The organism is Bradyrhizobium sp., assembly GCF_049691595.1.
GTDB lineage: Bacteria > Pseudomonadota > Alphaproteobacteria > Rhizobiales > Xanthobacteraceae > Bradyrhizobium.
The window spans coordinates 1-12,082 of record NZ_JBAVNZ010000366.1; the positions used below are offsets into that span (position 1 = coordinate 1).

At 65.1% G+C, this 12,082-nt stretch carries 14 protein-coding genes and 1 pseudogene; 6 read left to right on the forward strand and 9 right to left on the reverse strand.

The features are described 5' to 3' along the window. Window positions 1-2,280: ComEC/Rec2 family competence protein (locus WCE35_RS16150; RefSeq protein WP_424594341.1), on the forward strand; the 2,280-nt coding region annotated here is incomplete at its 5' end. Between the two features lie 24 nt (window positions 2,281-2,304). Here WCE35_RS16150 and WCE35_RS16155 read toward each other — a convergent pair. The 5 genes from WCE35_RS16155 to WCE35_RS16175 all read right to left on the reverse strand — a co-directional run bounded on the left by WCE35_RS16155 (window position 2,305) and on the right by WCE35_RS16175 (window position 5,915). Continuing rightward, a complete protein-coding gene (locus WCE35_RS16155) occupies window positions 2,305-2,529 on the reverse strand; it encodes a hypothetical protein (RefSeq protein ID WP_424594342.1) in 225 nt (74 codons plus the stop codon). A 55-nt stretch (window positions 2,530-2,584) separates the two neighbouring features. Further along, a complete protein-coding gene (locus WCE35_RS16160; protein ID WP_424594343.1) occupies window positions 2,585-3,007 on the reverse strand; it encodes a hypothetical protein in 423 nt (140 codons plus the stop codon). A gap of 161 nt (window positions 3,008-3,168) precedes the next feature. Then, window positions 3,169-3,873 carry a transcriptional repressor LexA gene (gene lexA, locus WCE35_RS16165; protein ID WP_424594344.1) on the reverse strand — a complete coding sequence of 235 codons (705 nt, stop codon included), beginning with the start codon at window positions 3,871-3,873 and terminating at the stop codon, window positions 3,169-3,171. 189 nt (window positions 3,874-4,062) lie between these two features. Continuing rightward, a complete protein-coding gene (gene glp / locus WCE35_RS16170) occupies window positions 4,063-5,274 on the reverse strand; it encodes a gephyrin-like molybdotransferase Glp (RefSeq protein ID WP_424594345.1) in 1,212 nt (403 codons plus the stop codon). 11 nt (window positions 5,275-5,285) lie between these two features. Then, window positions 5,286-5,915 carry an HAD-IA family hydrolase gene (locus tag WCE35_RS16175; protein ID WP_424594346.1) on the reverse strand — a complete coding sequence of 210 codons (630 nt, stop codon included), beginning with the start codon at window positions 5,913-5,915 and terminating at the stop codon, window positions 5,286-5,288. Window positions 5,916-6,059: 144 nt separating this feature from the next. Here WCE35_RS16175 and WCE35_RS16180 point away from each other — a divergent pair, with 144 nt between their 5' ends. The 5 genes from WCE35_RS16180 (at window position 6,060) to WCE35_RS16200 (ending at window position 9,926) form a co-directional block, all read left to right on the forward strand. Next, window positions 6,060-7,238, forward strand: a complete 1,179-nt coding sequence (locus WCE35_RS16180; RefSeq protein ID WP_424594347.1) for an NADH:flavin oxidoreductase/NADH oxidase — start codon at window positions 6,060-6,062, stop codon at window positions 7,236-7,238. A gap of 149 nt (window positions 7,239-7,387) precedes the next feature. Further along, window positions 7,388-7,642 (forward strand): AbrB/MazE/SpoVT family DNA-binding domain-containing protein, encoded by a 255-nt coding sequence (locus tag WCE35_RS16185; RefSeq protein WP_424594348.1) that lies wholly within the window; start codon window positions 7,388-7,390, stop codon window positions 7,640-7,642. A gap of 1 nt (window position 7,643) precedes the next feature. Continuing rightward, window positions 7,644-7,766, forward strand: coding sequence for a hypothetical protein (locus WCE35_RS16190; protein ID WP_424594349.1), 123 nt, complete (start codon window positions 7,644-7,646; stop codon window positions 7,764-7,766). Further along, window positions 7,736-7,981, forward strand: coding sequence for a type II toxin-antitoxin system PemK/MazF family toxin (locus WCE35_RS16195; RefSeq protein ID WP_424594350.1), 246 nt, complete (start codon window positions 7,736-7,738; stop codon window positions 7,979-7,981). Before WCE35_RS16190 ends, WCE35_RS16195 begins: the two co-directional genes overlap by 31 nt. Window positions 7,982-8,591: 610 nt before the next feature. Then, a complete protein-coding gene (locus tag WCE35_RS16200) occupies window positions 8,592-9,926 on the forward strand; it encodes a S41 family peptidase (protein ID WP_424594351.1) in 1,335 nt (444 codons plus the stop codon). 58 nt (window positions 9,927-9,984) lie between these two features. Here WCE35_RS16200 and moaC read toward each other — a convergent pair whose 3' ends face one another. From moaC to WCE35_RS16220, 4 genes and pseudogenes are all read right to left on the reverse strand, one after another. Then, entirely contained in the window at window positions 9,985-10,488 is a 504-nt protein-coding gene (moaC, locus tag WCE35_RS16205; RefSeq protein ID WP_424594352.1) for a cyclic pyranopterin monophosphate synthase MoaC, read from the reverse strand. A 3-nt stretch (window positions 10,489-10,491) separates the two neighbouring features. Next, window positions 10,492-10,848, reverse strand: coding sequence for a hypothetical protein (locus WCE35_RS16210; protein ID WP_424594353.1), 357 nt, complete (start codon window positions 10,846-10,848; stop codon window positions 10,492-10,494). 130 nt (window positions 10,849-10,978) lie between these two features. Then, window positions 10,979-11,800, reverse strand: a complete 822-nt coding sequence (gene trpC, locus WCE35_RS16215) for an indole-3-glycerol phosphate synthase TrpC (RefSeq protein WP_424594354.1) — start codon at window positions 11,798-11,800, stop codon at window positions 10,979-10,981. Window positions 11,801-11,814: 14 nt separating this feature from the next. Then, window positions 11,815-12,082: pseudogene (locus tag WCE35_RS16220) on the reverse strand (anthranilate phosphoribosyltransferase); the annotation flags it as partial.

Genomic DNA, 12,082 nt, shown 5'->3' on the forward strand with positions numbered 1-12,082 from the left:
GCGGAGCAGGGCAGGACGCCGGGCCAGCGGCGGGGTTACGCCGGGACCTGGCCACCGCGCGCGGCTCCGCAGGCGGGCGGGTTCCCCGTGGGCCTCAGCGCCTGGCAGCCCCTCATCGAGACCTTGCGCCAATGGGTGCGCGCCGAGGCGGGTGCCGGGCGGCTGCTGCCGTGGGTGCCGGTGGCGTTCGGCAGCGGGATCGCCTGCTACTTTGCCGCCGATCATGAGCCGGTGTTGCCGGTGGCCGCCGTCACCGCCGCTGTGCTGTGCGCCGTGGCGTTTGCCTTGCGCCGGCAAAAGGCATTTCCCGTAGCGGTCATGGTGGCCGCCGCCGCGGCAGGTTTTGCCGCCGCCACCTGGAAGACCGCGCGGGTGGCGCATGGCGTGCTGGCGCGGCCGATGTTTTCGGTATCGCTGTCGGGCTTCGTCGAGACCCGCGACATCCGCGAACGCACCGACCGCTTCGTGCTGCGCGTTGTGACCATGGAAAGTCCGCGCGGCGAGATGAAACTGGAGCGGGTGCGGCTGTCGGTAAAAAAGGGGACCGCGCCCGCGGTCGGCGGCTTCGTCGAATTGAAGGCACGGCTGCAGCCGCCGCTCGCCCCGTTGCGCCCAGGCAGTTATGATTTCGGCCGCGACATGTATTTCCAGAAGATCGGCGCGTCGGGCTTCGTGATGGGCGCGATCAGGACCGTGGCGTCGCCGGCCAGCGGCGGACTGTCGCTGCGCTACGCCGCGTTCATGCAGGGGTTACGCGATGCGATCGACGCGCGGATTCGCACCACACTCGATGGCGACCGGCGCGCCATCGCCACTGCGCTGCTCACCGGCCGGCGCGATGCGATCTCCGAGCCCGTCAACGACGCGATGTTCATTTCAGGCCTCGGCCACGTGCTGTCGATCTCCGGCTATCACATGGCGGTGGTCGCGGGCGTGGTGTTCTTCGCGGTCCGCGCGCTGCTGGCGCTGTTTCCCGTGCTCACTGTGAGCTACCCGATCAAGAAATGGTCGGCGGTCGCGGCGCTGCTTGCCGCCGCGTTCTATCTTCTGCTGTCAGGCGCGGAGGTCGCGACCCAGCGCTCGTTCTTCATGACGGCGGTGGTGCTGATCGCCGTCATGGTCGACCGTCGCGCCATCACGTTCCGGACGCTGGCGGTGGCTGCGATGATCGTGCTGGCGATCGCGCCGGAGGCGCTGGTGCATCCGAGCTTTCAGATGTCGTTCGCCGCGACCTTGGGGCTGGTGGCGCTGGTGCAGATCGGCATGCCGCGCCTGTTGGCCGCGCCCGATCATTCGGCTACCGCGCGCGTCGCGCTATGGGGCGGCCGCGAGATCATGATGCTGGTGCTGGCCTCGCTGGTGGCGGGACTGGCGACCACGCCCTATGCCGCCTTTCACTTCCATCGGGTGACGCCCTATGGCCTCCTCGCCAACCTCGCGGCGATGCCGGTGGTCTCCGCGCTGGTGATGCCGGCGGGCCTGCTCGGCCTTGTCGCCATGCCGTTTGGCTTCGACGGCGTGTTCTGGGCGATCATGGGCACCGGCATCGACTGGATGATCCTGGTGACGCGATGGGTCGCGGCATTGCCCGGCGCGGTCGGCCGCATGGCGGCGTTCGGCATTGGCCCGCTGATCGCAGCGAGCGGTGGAATCATCCTGCTCGGCCTGTTGCGGACGCCGCTGCGCTGGTGCGGCGCCGCCCTGCTGTTGTTCGCCGTGGTGTGGGCGGTGCGGGTGCCGCAGCCGGATATCCTGATTTCCGCCGACGGCCGCAATGTCGGCGTCCGAGGCGGGGATGGGCGGCTGCATTTGATGCGCTCGGCCAGGGACGCGTTTTTGGTCAGGGAATGGCTGGCGGCGGACGCCGATCCGCGGACCGCCGGCGATGCTTCGCTCGCGGACGGTGTCTCCTGCGACGAGGCCGGTTGCGTGACGCCGATGGCCGGGGGCGCGTTCGTCGCCCTGACGCTGCGGCCGGAGGCGCTGGCGGATGATTGCGCGCGCGCGGCGTTGGTGGTGACGGCAAGGCAGGCGCCGGCAGCGTGCGGCGCTTCCGTGATCGATACCGACCGCCTGCGGCGGCAGGGCGCGCTGGCGCTGCGGCGAAGCCGCGAAGGATTTGCCATCGATGCGGTCAAGCCCGCAGCTGTCGATCGTCCGTGGTCGCCACGGATCGCTGGCGATGGCGAAGCCGAGACCTCGATCCTCGCGCCGCGCGTCGCCCCGCCGCGCGCCGTCGACGCGACGCCGTCCGAAGCCGATGTACAGGCGGATGACTGAGGCGGCTTCTGACCGAGGCGAACGTCACCGTTCGCCGCACGAAGGTTTCGCCGGCAGTTCGAATGCGCCGAGATGATATTCCGCCGCGTCGGTCTCCACCGGCAAGTCGACCAGCGTGAACGCCGCGTCCGGGAACTGCCGCCAGATGGCCAGATCTTCCGCGGTGACGGTGAGCCAGCCGAACCTGAACATATATCGGCCGGGCTCGGTCAGGCGTCCGGCTTCTTGCCATGTGACCTTGGCGACCACCGGTCACTCGCTTTCAGCGCCGCCGGCTGCCGCCGGCGGCTTCCGATTGGAGTATTCAATCGATGAAGATCGACGCTGCCGAAGGCGCCGCGACAGCCCTGGACGCGCGTTCGGCGACGGTATGAACCGCCGGCAATTGCAGCACCGTCACCCGCTGCCCCTCGCAGAGCTGCGTCACCAGCACGTGGCTTCCGTCCGGAAATTCGATCGCGTCATGGTGACGATCGCGTACATCCGGATCCACCTCATTGAACTTGCCGACGCGGAAACCCGTGGCTTTGGTCCAGATCCACCGGTTGTCGTATTTGACCTCTTCGGCGAAGGCGACTTCGGTTCCAGGAAGCATGCAGACCGCGACCGCGGGATCGCTTTCTGACGCGAAACCGCGGGTCGACGTGCCGCGGAAGGTCGTGGTGATCAGCGTCTCTCCGACCCGCGCGGGCCGCGATGCCACAGCATGCAGACTATAGTCACACATCGGATGCTCCTCGTTCGAGATAGCTACCCGCACCTCCGCGAGGCACAGGCCTCTATCAGAGTGGACAAGCTTGCAAGTGTTGGCCCGGTTCTGGGCAATTGTGCGACTCGCGGCAGCGCGTCCGATCACAAATGCGCTAACACGCTCCCGGGTCGCGCCTGTCAGTACTTCCGGTAGAGCCCGATCAGCTTGCCCTGAATCCTGACCCGGTTCGGCGGCAGGATGCGGACTTCGTAGGAGGTATTGGCGGGCTCCAGCGCGATCGAGGCGCCGCGGCGGCGGAACCGCTTCAGCGTCGCTTCCTCCTCGTCGATCAGCGCCACCACGATATCGCCGGTGTCGGCGGCCTCGTTGCGCTGGATCAGCGCGATGTCGCCGTCGAGAATGCCGGCATCCACCATGGAGTCGCCGCGAACTTCGAGCGCGTAATGTTCGCCGGATCCGAGCATGTCGGGCGGCACGCTGATGGTGTGGCTGCGGGTCTGCAGCGCCTCGATCGGCGTACCGGCGGCGATCCGGCCCATGACCGGCACCGCGACCGGGCGGTTGCTGTCGTCCTCGGTCAGGGCTGCGCCGCTGGAGCGCCTGCCGAGCGTGCCTTCGATGACGCTCGGCGTGAAGCCGCGGCGGCTATTGCCGTTGCCAGCCGAAAGCTCCGGCAGCTTGATGACCTCGATGGCGCGGGCGCGATTGGGCAGGCGGCGGATGAAGCCGCGCTCTTCCAGCGCGGTGATGAGGCGGTGGATACCGGACTTCGAGCGCAGGTCCAGCGCATCCTTCATCTCGTCGAAGGAGGGCGGCACGCCGGCCTCCTTCAGCCGTTCATTGATGAAACGCAGAAGTTCGTACTGTTTGCGCGTAAGCATCTCGAGCATTCCCCCGGTTGGTCGCGTCGTTCGATTTCGAGATAACAGAAGTTCTCAAACTCTCGCCTGTAGACACTAATTCTCGAAACAAATCATGAACAGACACTATATGTTCGATATGTGTTCCGCAACCACTTAATTTCAAGTGAACGCAGTCGGGGTTTTGCCAGGATACGCCGTCAAACGGCGTCATTCGGGGAGGCGCAGGATCTCGCAAGCAGAGCTTTTGGGCGCCGCCGGCGCCAATGGCGGGCGTATCACAAGCGCCCGTGCCGCAGCGAGATTCCCCAATAGCGAGCTGTCCTGGTGGCTGACCGGGGTTGCGATCAGCGCGCCGTCGCTGCGTACCTCCAGACGGGCGCGCAGATAGTCCTCGCGCTGGTCATTGGCGGCGACATCGCAGCCGAGCAGGGCCGTCTGCCTGACGTGATGAATGGCCGCGCGGCCCGATAGCGCGCGAATCAGCGGCACCAGGAACAGCAATGCGCAGACATAGGACGAGACCGGATTGCCGGGCAGGCCGATCACCCGCATCGCCCCGAGCCGGCCATGCATCATGGGCTTGCCCGGCCGCATCGCGATCCGCCAGAACGCCATGGTGACGCCCTCGGCCTCCAGCGACGGCCTGACGAGGTCGTGGTCGCCGACCGAGGCGCCGCCGGTCGTGACCAGGATATCGGCATTGGCGTCGCGGGCGCGGCGGATGCCCGCGGTGGTGGCGGCGATGGTGTCGGCGGCAATGCCGAGATCGACCGTCTCGGCGCCCTCGGCCCGCGCCAGCGCGCGCAGCGCGTAGCCGTTGGAATAGACGATCTGGCCGGGACCCGGGAGCGACCCCGGCATCACCAGCTCGTCGCCGGTGGCGAGCACCGCGAGTTTGGGCCGGCGGCACACGGCGAGTTCGGGATAGTTCATGCCGGCGGCGAGCGAGAGGTCGCGGTCGGTGAGGCGGCTTCCGCCTGCAAGCAGCACATCGCCCGCGCGGAAATCGACGCCGGCGGGGCGGATATGCCGTCCGGCCACGGCCGCCTCGGTAATCGTGACGTGGTCGCCATCGACCACCGTGTCCTCCTGGATGATGACGGCGTCGGCGCCGTCGGGGATCACCCCGCCGGTGAAGATCCGCACCGCTTCGTTGGCGCCGATTTTCCGCTCGAACGGCCGGCCCGCGGCGACTTCGCCGATCACTTTCAGCCGCGCCTTGAGATTCGACGCGTCAGCCGCGCGCACGGCATAGCCGTCCATCGCCGACATCGCCTGCGGCGGCTGGGTGCGCCGTGCGGCAACGTCGCGCGCCAGCACGCGATGATGGGCGGTATCGAGTGCGACCATCTCCTCGGGCAACGGTTCGGCGCCAGCGAGGATCGCGGCAAGCGCATCGGCAACCGGCATCAGGGCCACGGCGAAAACTCCTAAATCCCGAGCGCTGCGAGCGCCTTTACCACGTCATCGGTCGATGTCACGTGAACGGCGGCCATTCCGCGCGCCCGTGCAGCCTCGACATTGGCCGCGAGGTCATCGAAGAACACGATCCGCGCGGCGGGCACGCCAATCGCCTTCACTACATGATCATAGGCCGCGGCATCCGGCTTTCGAAGCCCGATCGTCGAGGACAGGAAAATTTCCCGGAAATGGCTGAGCAGATCCACGTAGGTTTTGCAGAAATATTCGGCGTGCGGACGATTGGTGTTGGAGAATGCGTAGAGCGGCATCCGCTTCGCGGCGCGTTTCAGCAGCGGCGCGATATCAGGCATTTCGCCGACGAAGATCGCGTTCCACCCCTCCAGAAGCTGGGCTTGTGACAATCCGAAGCCGAGGGAGGTTCGCAGGCTCTCGAAATAGACGGCGTCCTCCACCTTGCCGGTCTCGTGCAGATGGTAAATTTCATCACGGACAAAGCGCGCGACGATTTCAGCAGGCTGGCAGCCGGCGTGAGCGGCCCAGCAGGCCACCGTCCTGTTGAAATCGATATCGAGCACGACGCGGCCAAGATCGAACAGCAGCGCATCGACCGGGCCGGGGGAGAGGGAGTCAAGGGTCATCCGGTTGCTGTACGAAAAACCGGCGGCGCAGGCAATGATCCGGCTTTGCCGCCACGCTCCGTCGCGTATATCGTTCGCGCCAGCAGAATGCCGACCCGGCAAGCCGCCGGGACTACGATGTTCGCGATGCGAGGAAAACCATCCATGTCCGAATTGCTGCTGTTTACGCCGATGACGATCCGCGGCGTCGAGCTGAAGAACCGCATCGTGGTGCCGCCGATGCATCAATATTCGGCGGTGAAGGGTTTTCCGACCGACTGGCATCTGATGAATGCCGGAAAATTCGCGGCCGGCGGCGCCGGTCTCGTCGTCGTCGAATCGACCAAGGTCGAGCGGCGCGGCTGCGGCACGGTCGGCGATCTCGGCATCTGGGATGACGCCTTCGTCGGGCCGCTCGGCCGCCTCGTGAAATTCATCCAGCAGCAGAATTCGGTGGCCGGCATCCAGCTCGGCCATTCCGGCCGCAAGGCGCGCGCCACCCGTCCATGGGAGGGCGACCGACCGTTGCAACGCACGCCCGACATCGACGACTGGGACGCCTGGTCGCCGGTGGCGCCGAGCGCGATCGCCCATAGCGAGAAATGGCCGGTGCCGAGAGCGCTTGAACGGGGCGAGGTGAAAGACCTCGTGCAGGCCTGGGGCAACGCGGCGCGGCGCGCGCATGAGGCGGGTTTTGACGTGCTGGAGCTGCACGGCGCGCACGGCTATCTCGTCCATGAGTTCCTGTCGGAGAAATCCAACCAGCGCAGCGACGAGTATGGCGGGTCCGAATTGAACCGGATGCGCTTCATTACCGAGATCACCGAGGCGGTGCGGATGCACTGGCCGGACGACAAGCCGTTGTTCGTGCGGCTGTCGGTGGAAGACAACGCCGGCTGGGGGCCGGAGCAGAGCGCGCGGCTGGCCAGAATCCTCAAGGGCAAGGGCGTCGATGTCATCGACTGCTCGTCCGGCGGCATCAGCGAAATGGCGCCGATCCTCGGCAAGGAAATCAAATACAGTTATCAGGTGCCGCTGTCGGAATATGTCAAGCGCCACGCCGATATCATGACCATGGCGGTCGGCTTGATCATTCACGGCGACCAGGCCGAGCAGATTTTGCGCGACAAGCAGGCCGATCTGATCGCGGTCGGCCGCGAGATCCTCAACAATCCGAACTGGCCGATGGACGCCGCGTTGAAACTCGGCGTCGAAGGCCCGTTCCGCAACGTGCCGCCGCAATTCGGCTATTGGCTCGGCACCCGCGCCAAACGCGGATTCGGCACGCAGCCTTCGACGTGGCAGAACGGGCTGCGCGAGGCGGGGAAGGTTTCCAATACGTAGGGTAGGCGAGCCCTTCGCGAAACCCATCAATCTTTCATCGGGCCGCGCTTCGCGCGAACCCGTTGGGTTCTAATCCGCCCTGTGGACTCTATCGCCGAAAGCAGCACTGCGTTGTATATACTTCGTATCTACCCTTGAGGAGAGCAGGCATGATTGTCGAATTTTGCAGGTGGGGAAATAGCCTTGCCGTGCGCATACCGAAGACGGTCGCCGATGCTCTCAAAGTCAGCAACGGCAAGCGAGCTGAAATAGAGGTCGAAAACGGGACATTAGTGTTGCGTCCGATCGTCAAGCCAGCACGAAAGCCACGTTACACACTCGATGATTTGCTGAGCGGAATGACCAAGGACAACGTTCCGCAGGAAGTCGATTGGGGGTCTCCGCGCGGCAATGAGGCATGGTGAGGTGACCGCCTACTGCCCTGATGCGGGCGACATTATCTGGCTGGATTTCCTGCAAGCGGTCGCCAAGCGCAGGCCGGACGGCGGCCTGCGCCTGTGCTTTCACCAATTGTCTTCAATGAACTGACGGGTCGGTGCATTGCTTGCCCGATAACACGGCGCGATCGTGATTGGAGTTTTCACGTGGCAATACCGGACAGCGACGACGTCAGCGGCGTTGTACAAGCCGATCAATTGCGCAGTGCTTGCTGGGCGCAACGCGGATCGCGCTTCATATGCAAGGCTCCGGCATGCGTGCTGGACGAAGTACGCGCCAGACTGAAACCGTTGCTCTCCCTTTGATTGGTTGACTATTTTCGAAGACTTTCTTTCCCAAGCTTTCGAAGTTGAACCGTCGCGAAATGATCCAAGCCGTCGGGCTCGAATTGATCGGCCGTGGCTTCTGTCGGGCCTTCGGATGCGCTCTCCTTGATCGCCGCCGTTCTCGTCGATGAATTCGACGTCGGCGGCCCGCGCAGAGCACGTACGGCGGATTGGCTGGGTCCGCACTTCGACGCCAAGCTCTCTCCGATTGTGCCATGCGCGGTGGGTAATAGTCGTGCGAGCAGGTTGAACCGTGGCTGTCGTTATGCCGCTCATGCCGCGGGCGTGCCAAGCCGCTTCTCGAAGCAATCCGTTCTTTCTTGACGCTGCTCGATGGATTGCTTCGCGTGCGCTCGCAATGACGGTGTCAATAGGGCGCGCATTCGCGCGACCGAGGCTCGCCATGACGAAAGCGCCCCCAGGGGCCTCATCGACCGCGGGGACGGCCAGGCACTTCCCGGCAGTTTGTATTGGCTCGGTCATAAACGGCCTTGATCCGACCAAAAAGCCGTAGTGTGTTCGGCGTTCCCGGGTCAGGCCGCCGATTCCCGTGAATCGGAACTGCAGTTAGCGAGAAGGATCGCGAGTGATGCGCAAGAATGTCAGCTTTTTCCTCGGCACGGTTGCAGGCGCGTGTCTGACCCTTCTGGTTACCGCGCCCCAGGGTGCGCATCTCGTCGCGGCGGCAAAGGCCGCCGTGCGGTCCGATACCTATTCGCAGCTCAACCTGTTCGGCGACGTGTTCGAGCGGATCAGGATCGACTATGTCGAGAAGCCCGATGACGCCAAGCTCGTCGAAGGCGCGATCAACGGCATGCTCGCATCGCTCGATCCGCATTCGCGATACATGAATGCGAAGGGCTGGAGCGACATGCAGGAGACCACCCACGGCGAATTCGGCGGGCTTGGTATCGAGGTCACGATGGAAGACGGTTTCGTCAAGGTCGTGGCGCCGATCGACGACACGCCGGCCGCCAAGGCCGGCATCATGTCGGGCGACGTGATCACCCAGATCGACGATGAAGCGATCCAGGGGCTGACCCTCGATCAGGCCGTCAACAGGATGAAGGGACCGCCTCACAGCAAGATCCGGCTCAAGATCATCCGCAAGGCTTCCGACAAGCCGATCGAGATCGCGATCGTGCGCGAGATCATCCGGATCCGGCCGGTCCGTTACCACACCGACGGCGGCGATATCGGCTACATCCGCATCACCTCGTTCAACGAGCAGACTACCGACGGCCTGCGCAAGGCGATTGCCGAAATCACCAGGGAAATCCCGCCGGAGAAGCTCGCGGGCTATGTGATCGATCTTCGCAACAATCCGGGCGGGCTGCTCGACCAGGCGGTGTCGGTGACCAGCAGCTTGATGCCACGCGGCGAGGTCGTCTCGACGCGGGGCCGCGCGGCGGAGGAAACCCAGCGCTTCACCGCGCGAGGCGGCGACCTCACCCGGGGCAAGCCGCTCGTGGTGCTGATCAATGGCGGCTCGGCGTCCGCGTCCGAGATCGTTGCCGGCGCCTTGCACGACCACAAGCGCGCAACGCTGATCGGGACGCGCTCGTTCGGCAAGGGCTCGGTGCAGACCATCATTCCGCTCGGCACCGGCAATGGGGCGCTGGCGCTGACCACGGCGCGGTATTTCACGCCTTCCGGCCGGTCGATTCAGGCCAAGGGCGTCACGCCCGACATCGAAGTGCTTCAGGATGTGCCGGACGAGTTGAAGACCCGCGCCGAGACCAAGGGCGAGGCGTCGATGCGCGGGCATCTCGCGGCCGAAGGCGCCGAGCAGGCGGGCTCGCAGTCCTATGTTCCGCCGGCGGAGAAGGACGACAAGGCGCTGATCGCGGCCTTCAAACAGCTCCGTGGCGTCACCGTCAACGCCGACGCGCCGGCGTCCCAGAAGCGGCCGGTTCCGAACTGAGCAGGGCAGTCTGCTGTCAGGCGGCGCGGGCGACCGGCGGGGTAATGCTCCGGCGAGTTCAAGCGCCGGCGCGGTAATGTCCGGACTTGCCGCCTTTTTTCTCGACGAGGTGGATGCCCTCGATCCGAACGCCGCGCTCAACGGCCTTGATCATGTCGTAGATCGCAAGGCAGGCGACCGACACTGCCGTCAGCGCTTCCATCTCGACGCCGGTCGGGCCGGTCACCTTGACGGCGGCCCGGACAACGCAGCCCGGAAGCTTGTCGTCGGTCGCTATATCCAGCGTGACCTTCGACAGCGCCAGCGGATGGCACAGCGGGATCAGTTCCGACGTCCGTTTCGCCGCCATGATGCCGGCGATGCGCGCAGTTCCCAGCACGTCACCCTTGCTGGCATTGCCGGAAACGATCAGCTCGAGCGTCGCCTTGCTCATGACGACGCGGCCTTCGGCGATTGCCATTCGCTCCGTCGCGGGCTTGGCCGACACGTCGACCATTCGCGCCTCGCCCCTGGCGTCGATATGGGTGAGGGCGGAGCCGGCCCTGGAGGATTTTCGCGCCATCGACTAGTGCGTGTCCTTGGAGACTCGATGAAGTCGAGGCAAGCGGCGGCGAATGGCAGACCAAATTGCAATCAATATGATCGTCACAAGAAGCCAAAGGCTCGCAGACCCAAAGATCACGACCATGTGATCGATCCAAGCGTGCCCTGATCCATGCACGCCTGTTGCGGACACCAGCAGGGCGATACCGGGTAGCTCCAGAAAATTAAACAAACTGGTGTACGGCCAAACTTTCGGCCGCCACTCGAAAATCCATTCGAACGGTGGATTGTCTATAAACAAAGGACAGGCCACCGCCGCCGCCCATGCGAGAAAAATCAGTCCATATTTGAATCCGCGGTGTCGAGGAAGCGTATACATGACGATGCCATACCCTCGCTGACAATTGTTGGGCGCGATGCAATGTAGGCGAACGTCGCAAGCCGGTGCAAGTCTGGCTCAAACGCTCGTTAGCAGGGAGCGGGAGAAATGACTGTTAGGTACACATGCGCTAGCGCGTCCCGATCGCGCGCGGGGCCTGATCGCGCGAAAGCAGCGCGCGGGTCGCAGCCGTCACGTCGGCCTGCCGCATCAGGCTTTCGCCGACCAGAAACGTCGACATGCCGACCCGCGCAAGCCGCGCCAGATCGGCAGGCGCGAAGATGCCGCTCTCGCCGACCATCAGGCGATCCCCTGGAATCAGCGGCGCCAGCGCCTCGCTGGTCGCCAATGTGGTCTCGAAGGTTCGCAAGTCGCGGTTGTTGACGCCGATCATCGGCGAGCGGAGTTTTACCGCGCGATCGAGCTCGGCGCGGTCGTGGATTTCGATCAGCACATCCATGCCGTTGGCGATGGCCGCATCCTCGAGATCCTTGGCGGCGTCATCGTCGAGCGCCGCCATGATGATCAGGACGCAATCGGCGCCGTGGGCGCGCGCCTCGACCACCTGATAGGTGTCGAACATGAAATCCTTGCGCAGCACCGGCAGCGTCGTCGCCGCGCGCGCCGCCACCATGAAATCGAGATGGCCCTGGAACGATGGCGTGTCGGTCAAAACCGAAAGGCACGCCGCGCCGCCGGCCTGATAGGCCTTTGCCAGCGCCGGCGGATCGAAATCGGCGCGAATGAGCCCCTTGGAGGGCGAAGCCTTCTTGACCTCGGCGATCAGCGCGAACTCGCCGCGGGCATGCTTCTCGCGGATGGCGCGCACGAAACCGCGCGGCGGCGGCGCGGTGCTGGCGAGCGCTTCGATGCTTGCCAGCGGATGCGCACGCTTGGCGGCGGCGATCTCCTCGCGCTTGTAGGCCTCGATCCTGTTCAGGATATCCGACATGTGTGTTCCCGCGGTCAGCCGTTGGAAACCGCGATCAGATGCTTCAACCGCGCCGCCGCCGCGCCGCTGTCGAGCGATTGGGTGCCGAGTGCGACGCCGTCCTTCAGGTCTTTGGCACGGCCGGCGACGATCAGCGCGGCGGCGGCGTTCAGCAGCGCCACGTCGCGATAGGAGCCCGGCTTGCCGTCGAGCACGCCTTGCAGCGCCACCGCGTTGGCATCGGCATCGCCGCCCTTCAGTGCTTCGCCGCCGACGCGCGGCAGTCCGGCCTGTTCGGGCGTC